At 59.6% G+C, this 20,871-nt stretch carries 18 protein-coding genes and 2 pseudogenes; 9 read left to right on the top strand and 11 right to left on the bottom strand.

Features of this window, described 5'->3' with window-relative positions; translation table 11 throughout:
• The 3 genes from BSG20_RS31520 to BSG20_RS31510 form a co-directional block, all read right to left on the bottom strand.
• On the bottom strand, positions 1 to 2,663 hold a 2,663-nt coding region (locus BSG20_RS31520), incomplete at its 3' end, for a N,N-dimethylformamidase beta subunit family domain-containing protein (protein WP_143147569.1).
• A 930-nt stretch (positions 2,664 to 3,593) separates the two neighbouring features.
• Complete coding sequence (locus BSG20_RS31515; RefSeq protein WP_072381629.1) at positions 3,594 to 5,591, bottom strand: ABC transporter ATP-binding protein/permease; 1,998 nt, start codon at positions 5,589 to 5,591, stop codon at positions 3,594 to 3,596.
• 437 nt (positions 5,592 to 6,028) lie between these two features.
• Positions 6,029 to 6,775 (bottom strand): glucose 1-dehydrogenase, encoded by a 747-nt coding sequence (locus BSG20_RS31510; protein WP_072381626.1) that lies wholly within the window; start codon positions 6,773 to 6,775, stop codon positions 6,029 to 6,031.
• A gap of 107 nt (positions 6,776 to 6,882) precedes the next feature.
• Here BSG20_RS31510 and BSG20_RS31505 point away from each other — a divergent pair, with 107 nt between their 5' ends.
• Positions 6,883 to 7,227 carry an ArsR/SmtB family transcription factor gene (locus tag BSG20_RS31505; protein ID WP_072381624.1) on the top strand — a complete coding sequence of 115 codons (345 nt, stop codon included), beginning with the start codon at positions 6,883 to 6,885 and terminating at the stop codon, positions 7,225 to 7,227.
• 268 nt (positions 7,228 to 7,495) lie between these two features.
• Positions 7,496 to 7,666 (top strand): annotated as a pseudogene (locus tag BSG20_RS35970) (transposase); the annotation flags it as partial.
• A 93-nt stretch (positions 7,667 to 7,759) separates the two neighbouring features.
• Here BSG20_RS35970 and BSG20_RS31500 read toward each other — a convergent pair.
• Together BSG20_RS31500 and BSG20_RS31495 are read right to left on the bottom strand one after the other, a co-directional pair.
• Positions 7,760 to 8,392 carry a dihydrofolate reductase family protein gene (locus BSG20_RS31500; RefSeq protein ID WP_072381622.1) on the bottom strand — a complete coding sequence of 211 codons (633 nt, stop codon included), beginning with the start codon at positions 8,390 to 8,392 and terminating at the stop codon, positions 7,760 to 7,762.
• Between the two features lie 423 nt (positions 8,393 to 8,815).
• A complete protein-coding gene (locus tag BSG20_RS31495) occupies positions 8,816 to 9,586 on the bottom strand; it encodes an SDR family NAD(P)-dependent oxidoreductase (RefSeq protein ID WP_072381633.1) in 771 nt (256 codons plus the stop codon).
• Positions 9,587 to 9,851: 265 nt separating this feature from the next.
• Between BSG20_RS31495 and BSG20_RS31490 the strand changes: the two genes are divergently transcribed.
• Complete coding sequence (locus tag BSG20_RS31490; protein ID WP_072381620.1) at positions 9,852 to 10,382, top strand: dihydrofolate reductase family protein; 531 nt, start codon at positions 9,852 to 9,854, stop codon at positions 10,380 to 10,382.
• 34 nt (positions 10,383 to 10,416) lie between these two features.
• On the opposite strand, the gene BSG20_RS31485 is transcribed toward BSG20_RS31490, so the two are convergent.
• The 3 genes from BSG20_RS31485 to BSG20_RS31475 form a co-directional block, all read right to left on the bottom strand.
• The gene (locus BSG20_RS31485; RefSeq protein WP_072381618.1) at positions 10,417 to 10,611 is read right to left on the bottom strand and encodes a hypothetical protein; all 195 of its coding nucleotides are present in this window, start codon (positions 10,609 to 10,611) and stop codon (positions 10,417 to 10,419) included.
• Positions 10,612 to 10,623: 12 nt separating this feature from the next.
• Entirely contained in the window at positions 10,624 to 12,789 is a 2,166-nt protein-coding gene (locus BSG20_RS31480) for a conjugal transfer protein TraA (RefSeq protein WP_244541502.1), read from the bottom strand.
• Positions 12,790 to 13,022: 233 nt separating this feature from the next.
• Entirely contained in the window at positions 13,023 to 13,496 is a 474-nt protein-coding gene (locus tag BSG20_RS31475; RefSeq protein WP_244541501.1) for a plasmid mobilization protein, read from the bottom strand.
• Between the two features lie 361 nt (positions 13,497 to 13,857).
• Here BSG20_RS31475 and BSG20_RS31470 point away from each other — a divergent pair, with 361 nt between their 5' ends.
• On the top strand, positions 13,858 to 14,568 hold the full coding sequence (locus BSG20_RS31470) for a ParA family protein (protein ID WP_072381614.1): 711 nt from the start codon (positions 13,858 to 13,860) through the stop codon (positions 14,566 to 14,568).
• On the top strand, positions 14,565 to 14,957 hold the full coding sequence (locus BSG20_RS38005) for a hypothetical protein (protein ID WP_072381612.1): 393 nt from the start codon (positions 14,565 to 14,567) through the stop codon (positions 14,955 to 14,957). The genes BSG20_RS31470 and BSG20_RS38005 overlap by 4 nt, the downstream gene beginning before the upstream one ends.
• A gap of 67 nt (positions 14,958 to 15,024) precedes the next feature.
• On the opposite strand, the gene BSG20_RS36805 is transcribed toward BSG20_RS38005, so the two are convergent.
• Positions 15,025 to 15,168 (bottom strand): hypothetical protein, encoded by a 144-nt coding sequence (locus tag BSG20_RS36805; protein ID WP_167371638.1) that lies wholly within the window; start codon positions 15,166 to 15,168, stop codon positions 15,025 to 15,027.
• 264 nt (positions 15,169 to 15,432) lie between these two features.
• On the opposite strand from BSG20_RS36805, the gene BSG20_RS31455 reads away from it, so the two are divergent.
• The 3 genes from BSG20_RS31455 to BSG20_RS31445 all read left to right on the top strand — a co-directional run bounded on the left by BSG20_RS31455 (position 15,433) and on the right by BSG20_RS31445 (position 17,359).
• Positions 15,433 to 16,623: a DUF1173 domain-containing protein gene (locus BSG20_RS31455; RefSeq protein WP_072381608.1), complete on the top strand. Its 1,191-nt coding sequence runs from the start codon at positions 15,433 to 15,435 to the stop codon at positions 16,621 to 16,623.
• Positions 16,624 to 16,789: 166 nt separating this feature from the next.
• Positions 16,790 to 17,044 carry a WGR domain-containing protein gene (locus tag BSG20_RS31450; RefSeq protein ID WP_420884140.1) on the top strand — a complete coding sequence of 85 codons (255 nt, stop codon included), beginning with the start codon at positions 16,790 to 16,792 and terminating at the stop codon, positions 17,042 to 17,044.
• 36 nt (positions 17,045 to 17,080) lie between these two features.
• On the top strand, positions 17,081 to 17,359 hold the full coding sequence (locus tag BSG20_RS31445; protein WP_072381604.1) for an HU family DNA-binding protein: 279 nt from the start codon (positions 17,081 to 17,083) through the stop codon (positions 17,357 to 17,359).
• A gap of 45 nt (positions 17,360 to 17,404) precedes the next feature.
• On the opposite strand, the pseudogene BSG20_RS31440 reads toward BSG20_RS31445, so the two are convergent.
• Positions 17,405 to 17,575: pseudogene (locus BSG20_RS31440) on the bottom strand (DUF736 family protein); the annotation flags it as partial.
• A gap of 284 nt (positions 17,576 to 17,859) precedes the next feature.
• On the opposite strand from BSG20_RS31440, the gene BSG20_RS31435 reads away from it, so the two are divergent.
• Positions 17,860 to 20,226 carry a TOTE conflict system archaeo-eukaryotic primase domain-containing protein gene (locus tag BSG20_RS31435; protein WP_244541500.1) on the top strand — a complete coding sequence of 789 codons (2,367 nt, stop codon included), beginning with the start codon at positions 17,860 to 17,862 and terminating at the stop codon, positions 20,224 to 20,226.
• Between the two features lie 37 nt (positions 20,227 to 20,263).
• Here BSG20_RS31435 and BSG20_RS31430 read toward each other — a convergent pair whose 3' ends face one another.
• Positions 20,264 to 20,563, bottom strand: a complete 300-nt coding sequence (locus tag BSG20_RS31430) for a DUF736 domain-containing protein (RefSeq protein WP_024318408.1) — start codon at positions 20,561 to 20,563, stop codon at positions 20,264 to 20,266.
• Positions 20,564 to 20,871 lie beyond the last annotated feature (308 nt).

Here is a 20,871-nt window from a genome sequence, read left to right as displayed (position 1 = left end):
TCGCTCAGCGTGTTGGTGGACTGCCGCAGCGCCTGCACGGCGGCATTGGTCTCGTTGACGGCATAGGTATAGGTGCCCGACGCATTGAGCACGAGACTGCCGTACGTGCCGTTCAGCGCCGAGCCGAGCGTGCCGGCCGTCGCGCCGAAGCTGACCGCCGTGACGGTCTTGGTGTCACCGGCATCCGGATCGGTGTCATTGGTGAGCACGTTGCCGCTGGCGACCACGCCGCCCGAGCCGTTGGCGACGCCGCCCTTCTCGGTCGCGTCACCTACGTCGGCAACCGCCGTCGGTGTCGTGTTGCCTGAGGTCGCCGGGTTGAATAAGACATCGACCCAGTAGTTCTCGGCGTTGAAGGTGCTGCTCGGGAAGGCGCTGGCCGAATTGTAGGTGTAGACACCGGCATTCGTCGGCGCCGTAAGTGGTCCATTTGTCACGGGAGACGCGAAATAGTTTCCCGTTGCCGTATAGTGTCCGTAGTTGGTGTGATACGAGACCACATATGTGGTACCAGCGGTGATCGCGACCGGGTTGGAAAAGCTCGCCGCCTGCCAGCCTACCCCTGACTCATTGGTGAAGGTGGCCGTCGCCAGCTTGGTTCCCGCGCTCGACCACAGCGATCCCGTATGTGGCCCAATGTTCAAGTCGCTCTTGTAGTACCGCACGCCCGTGACGGTGCCGGCCACTGACGATTGGAACTTCATTCCCACTTCGATCGAGTTGGCATCGGCATCCGGCACGGTGGGCGGTATGGCCGACGCGGGAAAGAAGTTGTTGCCGGTTACCGTCACGGTGCGGCCGCTACCGGGGGTCTCCAGATTGAGGCTGTCGTCCACCGCCCGACTCTTGATGGTGAACGTGCCGGCTCTCTGCGCGACCCAGCTGTATGTCCAGGTCTCGTCTCCAACCGCCCGGTGCCACGTGGTGCCGCCATCAGTCGAGACCTCGACCGCGGCGATGACGCCGCCGATATCGGAAGCGGTTCCGCTGATGGTGACGGCGTTGCCCACCTTCAGAGCGGTGCCGTCATTCGGCGCGGTGATCGATGACACCGGCTTTGTGACATCCGTCGACTGGGTCTCTGATACCAGTCCGGCCTCCAATGTGCCCGGCTGGATACCCATGTCGGCCAGCAGGTTGACCATAGCCTGCTTAACCCGCGGGTCGACCGGGGTGGCTTCGAGATCATGGTTCTCATCGAGCCCCCACGCCCAGTAAACTGTGCCGGCGCCGAACACCAGGGCGCCGCTAGGAGCTCGGTAAAGCGTCAGATTGTGAGTCGCGGTGGCCGTCCCGGTCTTGGTGCCGTAGTCCAGCAGATATTCGTTCACGGGCAAGGTTGTCGACGATAGCTCGATGAGCCCGGCGGGACGCCAGCCATTGTCGGGTGACTCATCCCATTCATATCCGAGATAGTTCTGCTCGAGGGTGGCCGTCTGGCCCGGCTGCAGGTTTGCCACGCTGGTATCGCGCCAGAAGCGCAGATTGGCGTCGTCATACGGGACGGTGATCGCATCGCTTCGGTACGAGTCGACCTGGAACATGGTGCCGGTCAGCGCATTCTCCGGCCGCCCTCCCCCGACCGCAGTCGGCGAAACGAACCGCGGATCCCGGTAGGTTCCAGTCCATTGGTTATCCGGATCAATGGGGCCGGCCCTGGTCTCCTTGTAGCACACCAGGGTGCGATACGCTTGGGCGCCAGAGCTGATGCTGGGAGCAAAGCGCGTCTCCCAGTAGACCTCGTTGCCGCTCCAAAAGCAGAGGTTCACACCAGCATCCCGCGCTGCCTCGACGTTGGTGCGCTGTTGTCCCGACCAATACTCGTCGTGGCCGACGCTCAGGAACATCTTGTGGTTCTGGATCAGGCTGCCGAGGCGATCGGAGTCCATTCCGGCCATATAGGAAACGTCATAGCCGTTCTTCTCCAGCCAACGGATGGCCGGGTACTCGGCACCGAAGATATAATCCTGCGGCCCGGCCGCGAGGCCGCCGCCCCTCGTGGTGATCGGGCGATTGTAGCTAACCGCGTATGCGCGCCCTGCGGCCGAGTCGGTGGCCGGCCCGTTGCCCTGGTACAGATTGGCCCCACCCCAGGGGTTGTAGGCCTGCCAGGTCTCATCCGAGGTTTGGAAGAGGACGTCGCTGTGGCTGCTGTCGTCGCGCACGATGAACGGGATGTGGTTCTCGCCGGCGGTTCCGTCCTGGCGCACGAGCTTGGCGAAGTAGATCCCCGACACTGCGTCGGCCGGAATTGCCCAGGACGCTGAAACCGACCAGTTGCCGGCGTCGACCAAACCGGTGGTGCTGTCACGCAACGGCGCAGGCTGGTTCTGGACGCCCGTATGCTCAACGGTGGCAACCTTGCGAGCTCCCATGCCGCCGTAATAGCCGAGGCGATAGATGTCGATGCGATAGTTGCTGGAATTCGTATTGATTTTGAAGCTGACGGTCTGGCCGCGATTGACGCTGATATCGGTGGCGAAGCCCTCGATATTCGAGCTGCCGGCGCCGTTAATGCCCCACTCACTCTCCGGATTGCCGGGTTTCTGGTTCTCGAGAACGATCGCATTGGTCGCTGCCGCCACGACAAGAATCTGAGAGGTGCTGGGGGCGACCGCCGCCCTGGTGATCGAGCCGGGCAACGTGTCGATCGGCCCCGTCATCGTTGCGCTGCCGGTCCCCCCGCTTCCGGGCGGCTGTCCCTTCCAAACTGCCAACGGGCCCACGTTCCGCCCCAGTAACGGATCGCGGGTCGAAGTGCCGAAGATGCCGTGACCGTTCGGCACATAGTCTGCTCCGACGCTCAGCCTTGTACCCTGTTGAAGCATACCGCCGCCATGGCGCGCCAAAGGATCGTCCCCTATAGGGTTAATTCCGGCGTAAGATGCAGGCCCGAATGCAACTCCGTTTGCGTTCCGCTCGAAAGGTGCAAAACCCGACACACCGGTGGACCGCAGAGGCGAGGTAGAACTACCGCTTCGAACCCCCATTCCGCTAATCGTTGCGAACGTGTGGGGCACGGTCGGCGGTGTGATATTGACCTGACCGTCCGTGTCGCGGATCACTCCCGCTCCCTGCCCAATGTCATGCTCATTGAGCGTAGAGTTGTTGACGGGACTGCCGGCAAAGGTCTCATATTTGTTCCCATCCACAGTTTGCACGGATGTCGCAAGTTGAGAAGAATCATCGCGCGTATCGACAGTATTGCGCGGCCTCACCTTTCCACCGGCAGCCAACCACCGGGGAACTAGCGAATCCAATAGTATTGAGCGAGAAGCCCACCGGCGAGCTTTGCGATACATGGCATGCCCCTCTCGCGAAATTGCCAAGATCAAATCTATGAGGATCGTTCAATGCGTGCCTTCCGGAATTATAGTCGAAAAGAAAAGATTATATTCTACCCACTTCGATCTAAGGCAGGTGAATATCCTTTTGGCGAATGCGTTTTGCTGTAGAGCACGACCTCCGTTTCGTGGGCTCCCAAGTAGCACAATCGAAGGATCCGCCTCGCATCAACGAAATCTACCGCGCTTGCACTTTTAACGAGGATGCGATGAGTTTGTGGCCCGTCTTTTCGCCCGTTTCGCGCGCCCTCAGGGGACCGGCGGACCGGCGCAATTCGACGTAGTGCTCCCTTTCGGCAGGGAGCGTCGGTCCTCCAAAAGGCGCAAAAGCACGTTCCGTTTTCTCTTGCGCTGGACAAGATCAATATCACTGACAAGCTTTGCGCCGCCCTCGCGCCGCTCCAAGGTAATCTTGCGGCTATGGAAGGCTTCCAGCTCGGCTCGATGCGCTACGCTTATGATGGTGACCTTCGGCAATTCATGGATCACCATCTCCATCATCTTGTCCTGACTCTTCTCATCGAGTGCTGACGTTGCCTCATCCAGTACAACGATATCGGGATTGTGTAGCAGGAGACGCGCAAACGCGAGCCGCTGCTTTTCGCCACCCGACAACGTCTGGTCCCATGGCGCGTCTTCCTCGATCTTGTCGTTCAGATAATCGAGTCCCACCTTGTCGAGTGCCGCCTTGATCTTATCCAGCGCCCAGCTATCGGCGGCACGGGGATAGGCGACTGCACGGCGAAGCGTCCCAGAAGGGATATAAGGCCGTTGCGGTAACATGAACAGTCGTCTGTCGGCGTGGAAATTGACGCTGCCGTCACCCCACGGCCAAAGACCTGCGATGGCCCGCACCAGCGTGCTCTTGCCTGAACCGGATTCTCCGGCCACGAGCACCCGCTCGCCTAGTTCGATCACGACTTGGGTTTCCTTGACCACGGCGGTGCCGTCGTCAAGCGACACGGAGAGATCATTTAGGCTGAGTATCGCATCGCCTTCAGTCTCACCGCGCTTGATGCGTCCCAAGGCGTTGCTCTGTTCCGCGCGCTCGAGCCCGTCGAGCGACATCATCAGCGAAGCAATGCGCCGTGCACAGGCGTTCCAATCGGCTAGACGGGGGTAGTTATCGACCAGCCATCCGAACGCGCTCTGAACGATGGTGAAGGCAGAGGCAGCCTGCATTACCTGTCCAAGGGTCATGCTGCCTTCGAGAAACTTTGGAGCACAAAGCAAAACCGGCACGACCGGCGCAAACAGGCTCGATCCCTGCGACACAAGTGTTGTGCGCATGTGCTGGCGTGCAAGGAGCGCCCATTGCCTGAGCACATTTGCGAACGTCTTGTCGAGGTCGTTACGCTCCTCCTCTTCACCGCCGAGCAATGCGATGCTCTCGCCGTTTTCCCGCACGTGGGTCAGCGTGTAGCGAAATTCGGCTTCCGCCTGATTTTTGGCTTCAGAGACGTGGACGAAATGACGGCCGATGACCGCCATCGAGCTGGACGTGACAGCGGCATAGAGTACTGCAGTAATAACGAGAAAGCCGGGAACAGTGACGGTCGAACCTGCGATTGTTAGAGTCAGAGCCCCGCCAATCGTCCAGAGCACCACGATGAAGGTCGAGGCCGACAGAAACGCAGAAATGACCCCGGCGATGAAATCGACAGGTGCTTCGGTGGCAATCCGCAAATCCTCCGAAATGCGCGCTTCGGGGTTCTTGTGGTCGCCGCCGATGAGGTTCAACTGATAGTAACGGCCGTTCGCGAGCCAGCGCGCGATGACTGCGGTAGTGAGCCAGGAACGCCAGCGGCGCTGAATCATCATACGAAGGGTAACTTGTGCAGTCACAATGACTACGCTTCCGAGCACGAGTGGCAGGAATACACCGCTCAGGAAATATACGGTGCGCGCATTGTGTTGCTCTATGGCGTCAAAAATTGCGCGATTCCAGACATTGATTCCATACTGGAAGCCGACATTGATGCCGATCAGGATCAATAGCCCGATTGAGCACGGCCACGCGAGCCTGTCCCCGCGGCCCCAGTAACGGCGCGCGCTGATCCAGAAACGCGTCAGCAAATACCTCCTGCGGGCCTGCTCGGCCTCCTCAGGCGTCAACTCTGGATCGGGTTCAATGACATTTGGCGGCGGCACGACCTCGACAGTCGATGCCTCCTGTTGGCGCGACTTCGCAGCACCGTGCGGTCTGGTGCCGTCGACCGATTTCGGATTGAATTTAGCGTCGGTCATAGCGCGACAACGGCTTAAAAATCAAAAGGTTTCATGATGCCGGTGTCGAACATGGCATCGGAGGGCTTGCCGAGAAAATGAGGCAGCCGCCGCTCGAACTCACAAGGTCCCTAAGTGGCACGTTCACCCCCCGAACCACTTTTCTGCCGACGGCGAGTCCGGCCAGCTAAAGTGCATACCGAGCCACCGGCCTTGGATCTGCTGCTAAGTGTCTGCTAAGGGCCCGACATGCGACCAACTGCTCTTCAGGAAAGCGCCAAAAGCCGACATGGAGCCATTCCCATTTGCCAAAGACCGTTACCATCTATCTTCAAAGGGAGGGGCTATCGGGAACCATTAGCTGCAGAGAGCGCAGCGACCCGCGTCGAAGCCATCGCGCTACAGCTGCGAGGCGGGGTGCGTGCCCGTGAAGGAGCACGCACAACATCAACTGATCATTAGCGAAAACCGCCGCTGGCGACCAATCGCTCGCCGGTCAGCCAGCGGGCATCGTCGGAAGCGAGGAAGACAGCGACCCCAGCGATGTCGTCCGGCTGGCCGATGCGGCCGAGCGGAGTTTGGGTCACTGCGCTGTGCTCGAAATCCGAGCCGATGACCCCCGCGGTGTGGGTACCCTCGGTCTCGACGATGCCCGGGAGGATCGCGTTGACCCGGATTTTTCGCGGGCCCAGCTCATTGGCAAGCACGCTGGTGATGCTGTCCAATGCGCCCTTGGTCCCGGTGTAGACGCTGGAAGCTGGCGGAGCGAGACTGGTCGCCACCGACGAGATGTTGATGACGCTGCCGCCCTCACCGAGATGCTTGAGCGCTGCTTGGGTGCTCAGCAGAACGCCCAGAACGTTCACGTCGAACATGCGACGATACTGTTCCTCGGTCACCTGCTCGATCGGCGCGAATTCGTAGACCCCGGAGTTGTTGACCAGCACGTCGAGCTGGCCGAATTCCTTGACTGCAGCGTCCACCAGTCCCTGCGCCTGTTCGGCCTTCGAAACGTCGCCCTGGACCGCGATGGCTTTGCCACCGGCCGCCGTGATCGTCTGGACCACCGCGTCCGCTCCCGCCTTGCTCGAAGCGTAGTTCACCACCACCTGTGCACCTTCCGCTGCGAGTGCCTTGGCAATCGCGGCACCGATCCCTTTGGAGCCCCCCGTCACGACGGCGACTTTTCCAGCGAGCTTACCCATGGCGCATTCCTTTCAACTCGGAGTGCCGTCGGAATTGGCGGCATTGTTCCATAGTTCGGAAATTCGGAACTGTTGATCTTGGTTTCAAGCCCCCATATAAAAAAATCATGAGACCGCTCTTTCATCCAGCAATAGAGGACGTACGGCCTGAAGCGATCCTGCATGCCCTCTCCGATCCGGAGCGCGCGGCGATATTCGCGCAAATTGCGGGCGGCGGCTCCGGCGGGACGTGCGCTGCGTTTGCCAACATGCGCGAGCGCGTAATCCCCAAGTCGTCGCTATCGAACCACATCAAAGTGCTGCGCGAGGCCGGCCTTATCCGCTGCGAGCGTCAGGGCGTGGAAATGCATAACCATTCGCGCTGCTCGGAATTGGATGAACGCTTTCCAGGTCTCGCTATGGCCATTCTGAGTGCTTACGGATGGCTTCCCGGAGAGGCGAAGGCGGATTGACAGCTATATGACGGGTTGGGCGAGCTGTCTCTCCTGAGTTTGGCGATATCCTTCGAGCGTCATAGCGACCGCTTAGGGGCCGAGAGCGGTCGAGCGGTCATTTCCGGAAAGCGCCGCCAACAGCGGTCATGGACAAGAACACTTCGATCACAATCGAAGCTTCGTTGTTCGGAAGCTGCAATAAGGGGCCAATCACCATTGGAACCCTTATCATGGCGTCGCCTACAGCATCTCTGACTCGCCATTTTATGGCTGGGCCGTCGGATGAAACACCAATCGGTTGCTGCGCCAATATCTCCCACGCGGCACCGACCTGTCCGTACACAGCCAAGCCAAACTCAGTGCTATCGCAAGGCAGCTCAACGAACGTCCAAGAAAGACCTTGCTTTATCAGACGCCCGCGGAGAGGTTTGCAGAGTGTGTTGCAGCGATCAGTTGAACCCACCGGCGAATGCGGTGGTGAACCGTCGGCCGCTTTGCGCCAAAGCCTGCCCTTGGCTTATTGCCGGCAACCGGACCTTCGGCGACGGGTTCACGCCGCCCGATAAATCTGCGCCACCGCACCGCCCGGAAAGGCCTTCGAGCTCATCAGCTTGAGAGGCGTTGGCGCGGCGAGTTCGGAGAACAACGGGAGGCCTTTGCCCAGCGCCACGGGGGCCACCAGCAGGGCGAATTGGTCGACCAGTCCCTGGGCGATGAGACTGCGGGCGAAGCTGACTCCGCCGTGCGCGATGATCGGCTTGCCATCTTGGGCTTTCAACTTCGCGATTTCCTCCGCCAAGTCACCGCTCGCCACATAGGCCTCCGCCCAACTCCGTGCACCGGGCTGCGGCTCCGCGGACTGTGTGGCCCCCGCCTTGGCGCGCGCCTCATCGAGCGCCGCCGACGTATTCACCTTCCTCAGGATCGCCGGCCCCTGTCGTGAGAAGACGGCCTTGGGGATCTGGTTCATCGGCGGCGCGAACTGGTCGGTGGAGGTCGGCCACCAGGCGGCCATGTCATGGAAGCTGCGGCTGCCCATAATGTGCAGGCTGGCGTTCCATATATACTCCACGGACCAAGCCCTCGCCGCTTGATCGGCGCCGAACATCCATGTGTTTCGACCATCCAGATCACTCACGAAGCCGTCGATCGATATGGACATCTTCAAGATCAGGTGTCTCACGGCTTTCTCCTCGTTGCGGTCCTAGCCCAAGGACGGACCAGATCGACAAGTTCCGACAGCTCGCGATCATTTTTTAGCCGCATGCCCTGTCGTCGCCACCGGCCCTCGACCTGCCGGAGGTCCTACCAGGCCCTTTCTGCCCGGGCCCACTTGCCCAATAGCGGGCGTTCCCAACGTCATTTAAGAGCCCGTTGCGGTCATCGAGCCGGACGAGAACGAATGTCTGAGATGGGCCCGAGAGGCGACGATTGCCTCTTCCGGAAATGCGCCAGAAGCGGGCACAGGCATTGTTCTTCAGGTAATGCTGGTCGAAATCTTAGATCGCCATCGCCATCGCCTTTGCCGATGACGTAAGGCGATCCTTATCCGGGGAAATCGTTGTTCTCGTCTGCATAAAACTTGCGCTGCAGGAGCGCCGCGACCTCAGGCGACAGACCATCCACCGTCCACCAGCAGGTTCGTGCCGGTGATTAGGCTCGCAGCCGGTGATGCAAGGAAGACTACGGCACCCACGACATCATCGGTTTCACCGATCCGGCCGAGTGGAATGTGACCGAGCGTCGCTTTGCGATTGTCGGCATCGGATAGAAATGGTGCTGTACCATCCGTGTGGATGAACGTCGGCGATACAGTATTTACGGTGACATCATAGCGTGCCCATTCGGCTGCGAGGCAGCGCGTGAGGTGATTAATTGCCGCCTTGCTCATGCAATATATTGCCTCGCCGCGCAGTGCCACGGTACCGGCCTGTGAGCTGATGTTGATGATCCGGCCCCCGTTGCGCTTGATCATGTGACGGCCTACCGCCTGCGTCATCAGAAAAGTGCCCTTGATGTTGACATCGAGTATCTCGTCAAGGTCCTTCTCCTCAACGAGTTCCGCGAGATTGCCCGGAGCCACGCCGACGTTGTTGACGAGGACGTCGATCCGACCGAACGCAGTAAGCGCCGCGTCGACGGCTTGTGCAATATGGACCTTATTGGGAATGTCCAGTTCAACAGGGAGAACTGTGCGTCCCGCGCCCTCGAGTTCGGCAACCAGGCCCGCCGACGCTGCGACATCGCGGACCCCCAAAACAATATCGGAGCCTGCTGCGGCACAGGCAAGTGCGCAAGCTCGACCGATGCCACGGCTCGCTCCCGTCACCAAAGTCACCTTGCCCTCAAGGCTGAAGTCCGGCGCATTCTTCTGCATCATGATGCCTCCCTCGATGAAGCTCATTTATGGCAGCGTCGGCGTGCGGATGCCAGATCTTCTGCGCATACTAAGGAGCGTCCCTTTGACCAATGGGCGATCCCCCAGCGTCTCTAGAGTCAGATTGATCGGGCAGCCCCAGCGTTGCGCGTTCACGCGCAGTCCAAAAAACCAATTGCAACATAAAATCAGTTCAGCCATCTTACAACTGATTGCATAACGCAATCAGAATTGCGGTGGCACGGCGCTTAAGGAGAAAAAGGGCATGGCCAAGCTCGTCTTCGGAATGATGCAGTCGTTAGACGGCTACGTCGACAATATGGAGATTGCGCCAGGCCCCGCACTCTTCCGTCACTTCATAGAGGAAGTGCGCGGCCTGACCGGCTGCGTGTACGGTCGCCGCATGCATGAGATCATGCGATATTGGGACGAAGATCGTCCTGATTGGGTTGGAGAGGAACGCGACTTCGCGGCGGCGTGGCGAAGCCAACCGAAGTGGGTCGTGTCGCGCACGTTGAAGTCGGTCGGCCCCAACGCCACGCTCGTGGAGGACGACCTTGAGGCGGTGGTGCGCGGACTGAAGGCTCGGCTCGGCGGGGAGATTGAAGTTTCCGGACCAGACCTAGCGCGAAGCCTGACTGGTCTTGGTCTCATTGATGAGTATCGACTCTACCTCTGCCCTGTCGTGGTGGGTCGCGGCAAGCCATTCTTCGCCGGCCCCCGCCCGCCGCTCCGCCTAGCGGCCAGCGATCGGATTTCCGAGGACGTGATCAGGTTGACGTACGTTCCTGCCTGATCGCGCGACTTGCCCGACGGATTGCGCCGACCCGTCAGGTCTGTTTTGGGGCCGACAGCGGAAATAATGCCGTTTCGAACGCTGACTCCAGTATCGAACGCGGGGCCCTGATCACCCAGAGGCCTATCGCCACTGCCACCACGAAAATGACGCCAGGAATTTTTGCGAGGCCGTCCTCGGCTTTATGCGCGCGCACCGGATTGATAACGATGCGCCGTTCGTCTCGCATGGACCAGCCTTCTTATCGCTCGCGGTCGCCGCGTTCACGCTCTTGTCGTTCACCGGTCTCGCGCTGGAGCTGCTCGAGGCTCGGAATATGTTGCTGGGCTGGATCGCTGCGCGTCCTGTCACCTGATCGAGGGCTTATGCGATCCTGGCGCGGCTGCGTCACATCGGCCACCGGCCTGCCCCGTTCCTCCTCAGTTTGAACGCGGTTTGCCTCATCGTCACGATCGTGGGACACCTCCAGAGCGGTAGGTGAAGTCTTGATGCCAGAGGGGCTGCTCGTTTGCGATGTTAACTTGCCGCCGCTCTGCCGCGAGCGCTCGGCCGCTTCGATCGCAATCCTGAGGTCGTGATCCACCTCCGCGATTTCTCGGATCAATGTATTGCCGGAGGCACCGAGCTCACCCACACGGGCAATTACAAGGTCCAGGCTTGCCTGCAACGACGCTTTATTGGCTTTGACTTCGCCTGCATCCGCAAGGTCGATCGCTTCACGGTAGTGCTCCACCTCGAGCATGATCTCGTTCGCTGCTTCGACGGTCCGCAGCCCATGGCGCGCGACCGACTCGTCCCAGCGCACGTTGGCGTCGTTGTCACCTTCGCGCAGCCTTGGCTCATCGCTGGCGATCCGCTCCCCGTTTTGCTCCTGCAGTTCCATTAGTTCGCGCCGCACACTCACATGCTCACGGGCTGCAGAGGCAATCTCGTCGAAGTTTGCGCGCTCGTTTGCGGGAATGACGCGTTCCGCCTGGAACAGGGCGGTCTCGACACGCTTCTCATAGGCTTCGAACTCGGATCGGCTCATTTGACGCATTGGCTCATCCCTCGAAACGATCTTTTCTAAAGATACCAGATGCGTTGTGAATAGCGAGCATAAACTTTCCGTCTTACGCCCACCAAGCGGTCCGGGATGGTCACTCATCACCTCTGATTCTAAACGTGTAATCTGCGATTGAGCGACGCTTTCGACTCTGTCTCCGCCATGTTCCGTAGCCAAAGCCTCCCACTGCTGCTTAGCGAAATCAGTATAGCGCCGGCTTCGTTCTGTTTGAGTGAAGCTATGTCTGTCGGACCGCTTCGCATCATATCTTCGCTTCGCGGCCTCGCTTGTTGCCTCGTGTTCCGTTCGCCCGTGGCGGTTTGTCGGACGCACCTGATTCTTGCTATAGGCCGCCGCACTCGCCCGCTCACGCCGATCGGTCATTTCCATGCTGATGCCGTGCGCGCGCGCCTTTTCCGCCATGGTCACCCGCCAGCGACGAAACACCGGGATGGTCGTTTCGATCCGATCGCCGGCATCCGAGCGCATGGCAACGATCGCATGGGCGTGCACGTGCGGCCGTTTGCCGCCCGCCTCCTCGGGCTTTGGGTCCCTCGATGGGTCGTGCAGGGAAAACACGTAGCGGTAACCGGCAAATTCCTGGGCCAGGAACCCTCGTGCGGCGGCACGGAAAGCCTGGACATCCGTGCCGGCCCGTGCCGATAAGATGACATGCATGATGTCGCGCGGTTTGCGGCTATGCAGGCCTCCGCGCCAGGTGAGCTGCACGACATCGCCAGCCTGGCTGGTATCCGCGATCACGCCGCCTTGCTCGTCGTAAACGGCACCTTGATACCGACTGACAAGATCACACAGCCGGGCGGAGCCGTAGTCTGTGCCGTTGCCGTAACCGGTGAAGCGAAACGCCGTTGCCACAATCTGCTCGCCCTCGTCACCATCCAGACGACCTTGCACGATCGCCGACGCATTCCCGTCACCGGTGAGCCGCTCACCCATGCTGTCGCGCAAGACAGTGACGCCCTCGATGGTAAAGCCCTTGTCACCAGTGCGAGGCGATGCGGCAAAAGCGAACATCCGGTCACCAAGCCCGCGGTTGAGGATCGCCCGCGCCTGCTCGTGAATATCGCTAGCCGGATCGAACTGCTCCTTCACCTCCACCACGAATGACCCGATATCGCGGCTTTCGGCGCGATTCTTCATCAGGTGGTCCCACTCGCCCCGGATCGTGGACAGTTCATTGCGGCCCCGCAACTGTTGCCCACGCTCGTTCTCGACGACGACGTCGCCGTTGCGCGAGATATAGCCGATCATCGCTCCAAGCCTGTTGCCGCCGCCGAATGACGCCATCTTGACCACGGCCGGTTGGCTGCCGGACGCGAGTGATGCAAACCGGGACCGCATGGAAGGTTCGCGGGGGCCAAATCCATTCCCAGCCCTCAACCCGGCCGAAGGTCGGCCGCGTTTGGCGCCACCATGCATTCGGCCAGCGGTAAGAGATGCGGTCGGGACCGCTCCTCCGCGGCGCCGGCGCTCCTCTTCCTCCAAATTCTTGCCCCGGCCCAGCGACCGCTCGTGTAGCAGCGCTGCCCTACGCCGCTCCCACTCATTCTCGAATGCACCGAAGAAGAACTCCATCAGGCGGTTCCTCGCCGCCGTTGGGCGCCGCGCGCCGCGAAACTCCTGAGCTCGAGCATGACTGCGGCGACGATCTTTTGAATATCTGCCGTTTGAGCAGAGACCGCCTTGGCATCAACGTGACCGCTCCTGTTTGCGACGCGCGCCAGCTGGTTGAGGTTCACGCCAATCGCCCGCATGTCCGACAAAAGCAGATCCAGAATTGCTCGATCGTCATCGGTGAAGAAGGGACTGACGCCTGCTCCTTCCAATGTCAGCGACCGCATAAAGGCCGAGGTGGTCATCCCGGCCTCTGCCGCAACACCGGCGATTGCCCCGAGTTCGGATGCGCTGAAACGCGCGTGCACGACCCGATCCTTCCGCCTGTCTGCCGCTTCCGGCTCGATCACCTTGCGATGCTCCGCCGCCATTTCAGCCGCTCCAAACCAATCGCCGCAGGCGCCATCGACGGCTTGTCCGTCGATCGTCAGCAAATTTGTATCACAAATTTGCGTATCCTGCCAAACATCACTATACGTATTTAGTATTGCTTTTCAAGCTACCATCGGGGAGCTTTCACGGAGCCTGAGCACGAACAAAGAAGCTTCGCAGGGCCAATGGCGATGTGCACAATTTGAGCAATCACATCGAGCATTCACGCGCTATTTCAACATAATGCATGTGAGTAAACACATCGTGTAAACACATCGTGTGCCATTGGCATGTGATCCCACTCTAGGGGCGATCGCCCATAGAATGTGTTTGATCGCCAGCATTTTGGTTGACGACTGCTATACTCATAGAGTTATAATGAAACAGACACAGAGCCCGTCAGCTTTCAAAGGGTCGATCAAGATGAGCCGGATCTATGCCGCGGTGAGCAACAAGGGTGGCGCGGGCAAGACCACGCTCGTCACCCTGGCGGCGGGCGAGTATGCGCTTAGAAACGAGCGTGTGCTTCTAATCGACGCCGATAGCAGGCAAAACCTGTCGGGGTGGTGGCGACTGTGCCACAACAAGCAAAATGTGCCCGACAACATCGAAGTCACAACCGCATCGACATCACGAACGCTCGAGACGGCCATCGAGCGGTTTGCAACGTCCTTCGACCTCATCGTGATCGATGCACCTGGTGTCGACAGCTCACTTCAGACGAGCATCATTCGCGCCTCGGAGCTGGTCATCTCTCCTATTCAGCCAGCGATCAAGGAGATCGAGGCGGCTGGACAGGCGATCGCCATGGTCAACGAGATAAACGACGAAGCGGGTACCCAGATTCAGCATCTGAATGTGAGAACGCGCGTGACTATCCCGGGGCGCAACCTCGAAGCCTATCGCTATATCCGGCCATTCGTTGCCGGGTTGCAGCAAGCCGCCTATCGCACTGCACTTCTCGATACGGAGTTGTTCGAGCGCAATATCTATCGCGCGATTCAAAACGGCCTCGGCACATTGCAGATGCAGGACTTGACCGACAGCGTCCGAAAGGCCCGCGCCGAAGTTCAAGCGCTCGTCAACGAAATCGAGAGCAAACGATCGATCCACCTCAAGGGCATTGCCGCATGAACAAGCCGAGCCTGGACCTTGACGACTTCATCATCGCATCGAACGCCGTCAAAGCCGACCAAAATGCCGGGGGCGCGAACGCGAGATCGACCGAAGGTCTCGCCGAAGAAGGATCTGCGCCGTCGGTCGAGGCCCCTATTCTGGCCAAGCTTTCGCAGAGTGTGCGCCGGCAGAAGGCAACCACCCGAGCTATTGCCGGAGAAGGAGCGCGACTTGCGCTCAAGAACCTGAAGCGCGTTAAAGAGCGCGACGCGAAGTTCTATGTCAACGTTGCGCTGAACTACGAGACCAAGATGCGCCTGAAGACGGCGGCACACGAGAACGATGTAAAGATGACGGTAATTATGCAGGCGGCGATCGACTTTTATCTGAAGGAAAACGGTTATTGAGTGTCGTCCAAGATGATCCGGCCGGTCGATTTGGCGGGGTCATCTCAAGCAGACGGCAAAATGCCTCCTAGCGAGGAGACAAGTTCGCGATTTCGGCGGCGAGTTGCTCGATCGCAGCGTTGAGTTCGGTTTCGATCTGCCGGCGCTCTTCGAGGGTCGGGGCGTTGCGGGCCTCAGTGCGCAGTTCTTCGATGTGCTGTTCCAGGGTCATCGTCATCTCCATTGACGTTTTGTGAAAGATGACCGGCGCGGCTGTGAGGGGAGAAGACGGGTCAAGGTTCGCGTCAGCGACCGGCGGAGCCGGCGCGTGGAGGAGCCGATTTTGTCGGAGCGCAAGCGCAGGCAAAATTGGAGGGCCGCGCGACCTTGAGGCGGCTTTTCCGCTCACGGCACAATCGCGGTTCTGAGCAGACAGGATTTGGTCTCGTGTGGCACCGGAATGAGGGTTCGACATACTCAGGGAGACACTGCACGAATGAGGCGCTTCCAGATCGGAAACACAGTCGTCGAGGAGCAATCCGCAGGCTTTCAGCAAAACCTGGCGATGGCCTATCGCTCGAAGCTGCGCCCGGTCTGTCTTTGTCAGACGACTGGCGTGGCGATGTATATTGCCAATGTCGGGGACCAGCTCGTCATTAGACGGATGCCATTGACCGGCGGTGCGCACGCATCTGACTGCGAATCTTATGAGCCACCCTACGAATTGTCGGGGCTGGGCCCGCTGATCGGCAGTGCTATCCAGATCGGGGAAAGCGGAGTTGCTTCTTTGAAGCTGGATTTTTCCCTTTCCAAGAAAGGCCCGCGCGCCGCGCCAACGCAAACATCGGCGGGTTCAGAAACCGTCAAGAACGATGCCCGCAAGATGTCGCTGCGTGCCCTCCTCCACTATCTCTGGCATCAGGGCGGCCTGACGGAATGGACCGCACACTGGGCCGGCAAGCGGCACTGGCCGCAGGTTCGCAACCATCTTCTGGAAGCGGCGCGCACCATGTCTGTCAAAGGGGAGCCACTCGCGGATCGGCTGTTCGTACCGGAACCATTCCGGCTCGACGATAGAACCGCGATCGAACAGCGACGCGGCGCGGCATTGGCCTCTCTTCACGCTGGGGCTACCGGTTCAAAACCCTTGATGGTTCTGATCTGCGAGATAAAGGAATTTGCTCCGACACGCAGCGGTCAAAGGATTGTCGCCAAACACCTGCCTGGTTTTTCCCTTTTCCTGGAAGAGGCCTCCTGGCGTCGCCTTAATGCGCGATTTGCCGCCGAATTCGACATCTGGAAAGCAACCGGCACCTGTCACCTGATCGCGATTGCAACGATCGGCGCGTCAGCGTCGGGAGCGATCGCCGTCAACGAGATCGCCTTGACGGTCGTCACGGAGCAGTGGCTACCGGTCGAAAGCATCCATGAAGAGCGATTGCTGGAACGATTGACCAAGATGCGCCAAAAAACCGTCAAGGGGCTCCGGTTCAACCTTGCGGCCACGCAGCCGCTCGCAAACGCGATGCTTCCCGAGCTGAAGCCCTCTCCCGCAGCGCTCTATATCGTGCCGCCTGGCGCCGGCGAGGAATTCGAGATTGCACTGCAGGACATGATCGATGCACGACCGGATATGACGCCTTGGATCTGGCGCGTCGCCGATGGCGACATGCCTCCCCTGCCCTAGGACAACGAAGAGTGGCGTCGATTTCGACCTATCAAGCACGTGAATCAATGCACCGCGACCGATTCAAAACTGTCGTTGGACGCTGTGCAACTGATCACCGATCCTGCTGTCCATGTCGCTCTACCCCTATCGCCTCTATTGCCATCGCACCGATCCGAGCAGGAACATGGCACGGTTCTACACCCTTTCGATAGAGCCAACGCTGTTCGGTGAAACGGCTGTCGTCCGTTCATGGGGCCGGATCGGGACGAGCGGTCGGGAAAAGACGGAGGTGTTTTCGGATGAGCTCGCAGCGGCGTCGCACTTCCTCAAACTCGCGCGCCGGAAGCGGTCGAAGGGCTATAAGCCCACAGGAAGCTGTGGAAATATCGCCAAAGTCAGTTCGTTGGGCATCGTGGCCGATGACAGAGGAGCCGCGTAGTGGAAAGGATTCCGAATCTTCAAACGGGAGTTCACCATGACCACAACCAACGAAATTGCCGATAAGATCGCAGGCGAACATGGCCTGACCAAGGTACAGGGCAAGGCGATCGTGGAAGCCGTGTTCACGGCCATCACTGCGGCATCCACCTCCGGCAACGAAACCTCGATCCCAGGTTTCGGCAAATTTAAAGTGAAGGACACTCCGGAGCGCGAAGCGCGCAATCCGGCAACCGGTGCGACCATCAAGGTCGCCGCCGCCAAGAAGCTCACCTTTGCGCCGGCAAAGGCGCTGAAGGATACACTCAACAAGTGACATTGAGAAAAGCCCCGCTTGAGTGGCGGGGCTTTCTGGTTCTGCTTACCGGCGCGTGTTGCGCGACCAGATGAGCTGGAGGCCCTCCTGGCCCTGGACTTCGGTGAGCGTGGCGTAGATCGGAGCTGGGAAGCTCGGATCATCGAGCTTGACCGAGATGTAGTCGCGCTCGGTGTCTCGGGCCTGTTTCTGCCAGCCTGCGCCGAACTCGACATTTTGCGGTGCACCGCAAAACGTTGATTATGCTGAGAACGTGATTATGCAGAGTGTCGGTCGCTGAAGGCCGGATTTGCCGGTGATTTCGGCGGATTTCTCTCCGCATAATTCCTGATGCTTCCCAACGTGTTGATGCGTAGTCCGTCTTAAAATACGAGCGTCTTTGGCCTATGCTGATCCGCATGGTCATTTAGGCGAAAGCTGCAAAGTTGGCGGAAAAGAATGATTCTTGGGAAAACATCGCGCGCATTCGACGGCGGTTAGCCGATCTGAATGATGAGCGGATGGAGCTTGAGCGTGAACTGGAAGCGTTTGAGCAACAGGTCATTTTCGATAACCGCGCTGTGGCCGAGATGCCATCCTTCGCGGATGCCCCTGTTACGAACAGCTCACCGTCGATGGAGAAGGTGGAGTTGTTCCGGCAGCTTTTTGCGGGGCGTCCCGATGTTTTTCCGGCTCGATGGGAAAACAGAAAGGATGGACGCTCCGGCTATTCGCCAGCCTGTTCCAACGAATGGGCGAAAGGAATCTGCGGCAAGCCGAAGGTGAAATGCGGGGACTGCCCGCATCAGGCCTTCATCCCATCTTCCGAGGATATCATCGAAAGGCACCTTCGCGGCGGCGATGCCCGCTCAAGCGATTTTGTTGCCGGCGTATATCCATTGCTGCAAGACGAAACATGCTGGTTCCTTGCTGCTGACTTCGACAAAGAAAGCTGGGCGGATGATACCAGAGCCTTGCTGGCAACCTGTCGTGCAAAAGGAATTGCCGCAGCCCTCGAACGGTCGAGGTCGGGAAACGGAGGCCATGTCTGGATATTCTTCTCCGAACCCGTTCCCGCGAAGATCGCCCGACAACTTGGTGCCGCGCTGATAACAGAGACGATGGAGAACCGTCCCGAGATCGGCTTCACGTCTTACGACCGTTTCTTTCCCAACCAGGATACGATGCCACTTGGCGGCTTCGGCAATCTGATCGCGCTTCCCCTGCAAAGGAAAGCCCGCGAAAAAGGCAACAGCGTTTTTGTCGATGGCGACTTGCGACCTTACGATGACCAGTGGGCGTACCTGTCGTCGTTGAGCAGGCTATCGGCCGACGAAGTCTTCAGGATCGCCGACGCAGCTGAATTGGCGGGGCGGGTCTTGGGCGTCCGGATGCCGGTCGATGACGAACATGCCGACGAGCCGTGGAAGATGTTGCCGTCACGTCGTAGCGAGCCACGGCCAATAGAGGCTGCGATCCCGCAAAGCATTAAAGTCGTGGTCGCCGATCAGGTCTACATCGATAGGACGGAGCTTCCGCCGGCGCTGATCGCGCAGTTCGTGCGTCTGGCAGCGTTCCAAAATCCGGAATTCTATCGCGCCCAAGCAATGCGATTGCCGACATTCGGCAAGCCGCGGATTATCTCCTGTGCCGAGCTTCATCCACGCCATGTCGCGCTGCCACGAGGCTGCTTCGACGAAGCAATTGAGCTCATTAAGAGCCATGGCACGACCGCCACTCTGGAGGATCACCGCGAAGACGGAGAGGCTCTACCCGCCGGCGTCTCGTTCCAAGGGGAACTACGCCGGCCACAATCGCGGGCCTTTGATGCTCTTGTCGCCAACGATAACGGCGTGCTCGCCGCCACGACCGCCTTCGGCAAGACAGTTGTCGCAGCTGCACTCATAGCACATCGAAGCCGCAACACGCTGGTTCTTGTTCACCGCAGGGAGCTTCTCACCCAATGGGTAGAGCGTCTGAGTTCCTTCCTGAGCATCGACCCAAGGCAGATCGGCATCATCGGTGGCGGGAAAAGGAAGCCTGCAGGGATCATCGATGTGGCGCTGATCCAAAGCCTGGTTCGGAATGGCGAGGTCGATGACATCGTAGGCAATTACGGTCATCTGATTGTCGATGAGTGCCACCATCTGTCCGCTGCAAGCTTCGAGCTTGTCGCCCGGAGGTCCAAAGCGCGATACGTCGTTGGCCTATCAGCCACGGTTGCTCGAAAAGACGGACATCATCCCATTATCTTCATGCAGTGTGGCCCCGTCCGCCATCGGGTAGACGCAAGGGTCCAGGCTACCGAGCGTGGCATTCGCCACCGTGCCCGTGACCGTTCGACGAAGTTTGAGTTGCCGATGCCTCTGGTCTCGGCTGAGCGCCCATCAATGCCCGCGATCTATGCGGCCCTTGCGCAGGACCACGGCCGAAATGAACTTATATTCGATGACGTGTTGAAATCGCTTGAGGCCAAGCGCTCACCGATCGTTCTGACCGAGCGGAAGGACCACCTCGATTATCTCCAGCAGAGGTTCTCGCCGTTTGTAAAAAATCTGGTGGTGCTGCGCGGCGGCATGTCGGCGAAGGATCGCAAGCAAGCCAACACGGCATTGAATGTCGCCGACGACGATGAGCGTCTCATACTTGCGATAGGCCGCTACATCGGGGAAGGCTTCGATGACGCACGGCTCGACACGTTGTTCCTGACCATGCCGATCGCTTGGAAGGGAACTTTGGCGCAGTATGTCGGCCGCCTGCATCGCCAGCATGATGGTAAGAGAGACGTCTTGGTCGTCGACTATGTCGATAGCACCGTTCCGGTGCTGGCCCGGATGGCAGCAAAGCGCCGAGTGGGCTATCGGGCGCTGGGCTATGTCATCGAATGATGGCGCCCCGCGGCGAGCGGGACGCCTTGGTTGTTGTTTAGCGGGACCAGATGAGTTTGTGCTCGCCCTTGTCGCCCTGGACGAGGGAGGCATAGACCGGGGCCGTGAAGGATGGATCGTCGAGCTTGAGCGAGAGGTATTCGGCGCCTGTTTCCCGGGCGGTCCGGCTCCAGCCTGCTCCGAACTCGACACCAGTTGCTGTGACCCGGAAGTCCGGGGCGCGATCGTTGTCGCGGTCGCAGGGCTTGATGGATGCCTTGACGTTGAGGGTGAGGGTCTTGATGGTGCCGTTGTAGGCGCCGGTTTCGTCGCGGGTGAAGGTGCCGATCTGAGCCATTGTCTTAATCTCCTGAGAGTTGTTCGAAGCCGCCCGATGCGGCCTCGATGGCGGTCAAGAGGCGACGGGTTGGCCTGCTGCATCCAAAGGACCACAGCGCCAGCGGAGGACGGCGATAGCCGAGCTTGTTGGCTCGCGAGGAATGACCGCGCGCGGTCAGGGGAAGAAGGTCGGCGAAGCCGTTGCAGGCCAAGGCCGGGCCGGCGCCAGACCAGCCCAAAAGAGAGGCCGCATAGGGGGCTTTGCGCCATCAGCAGAGAACGGCCTGAATGATCGGTGCATCCTCATCAGCATGATCAGCGCCGACG

The organism is Rhizobium tibeticum, from assembly GCF_900110205.1.
In the GTDB taxonomy this organism is placed as follows: Bacteria; Pseudomonadota; Alphaproteobacteria; order Rhizobiales; family Rhizobiaceae; genus Rhizobium; species Rhizobium tibeticum.
The sequence above is the reverse complement of the archived record's forward strand: the minus strand, read 5'-3'. Positions and strand labels throughout refer to the sequence as shown.

Coding starts and splice junctions, on each gene's coding strand:
- BSG20_RS31505 (WP_072381624.1), top strand. CDS start 6,883: ATGAGACCGCTCTTTCATCCAGCAATAGAGGACGTACGGCCTGAAGCG.
- BSG20_RS31510 (WP_072381626.1), bottom strand. CDS start 6,775: ATGGGTAAGCTCGCTGGAAAAGTCGCCGTCGTGACGGGGGGCTCCAAA.
- BSG20_RS31455 (WP_072381608.1), top strand. CDS start 15,433: ATGAGGCGCTTCCAGATCGGAAACACAGTCGTCGAGGAGCAATCCGCA.
- BSG20_RS31470 (WP_072381614.1), top strand. CDS start 13,858: ATGAGCCGGATCTATGCCGCGGTGAGCAACAAGGGTGGCGCGGGCAAG.
- BSG20_RS31430 (WP_024318408.1), bottom strand. CDS start 20,563: ATGGCTCAGATCGGCACCTTCACCCGCGACGAAACCGGCGCCTACAAC.
- BSG20_RS31495 (WP_072381633.1), bottom strand. CDS start 9,586: ATGCAGAAGAATGCGCCGGACTTCAGCCTTGAGGGCAAGGTGACTTTG.
- BSG20_RS31445 (WP_072381604.1), top strand. CDS start 17,081: ATGACCACAACCAACGAAATTGCCGATAAGATCGCAGGCGAACATGGC.
- BSG20_RS31485 (WP_072381618.1), bottom strand. CDS start 10,611: ATGCGAGACGAACGGCGCATCGTTATCAATCCGGTGCGCGCGCATAAA.
- BSG20_RS31515 (WP_072381629.1), bottom strand. CDS start 5,591: ATGACCGACGCTAAATTCAATCCGAAATCGGTCGACGGCACCAGACCG.
- BSG20_RS38005 (WP_072381612.1), top strand. CDS start 14,565: ATGAACAAGCCGAGCCTGGACCTTGACGACTTCATCATCGCATCGAAC.
- BSG20_RS31450 (WP_420884140.1), top strand. CDS start 16,790: ATGGCACGGTTCTACACCCTTTCGATAGAGCCAACGCTGTTCGGTGAA.
- BSG20_RS31480 (WP_244541502.1), bottom strand. CDS start 12,789: ATGCGGTCCCGGTTTGCATCACTCGCGTCCGGCAGCCAACCGGCCGTG.
- BSG20_RS31490 (WP_072381620.1), top strand. CDS start 9,852: ATGGCCAAGCTCGTCTTCGGAATGATGCAGTCGTTAGACGGCTACGTC.
- BSG20_RS31435 (WP_244541500.1), top strand. CDS start 17,860: ATGGAGCTTGAGCGTGAACTGGAAGCGTTTGAGCAACAGGTCATTTTC.
- BSG20_RS36805 (WP_167371638.1), bottom strand. CDS start 15,168: ATGACCCTGGAACAGCACATCGAAGAACTGCGCACTGAGGCCCGCAAC.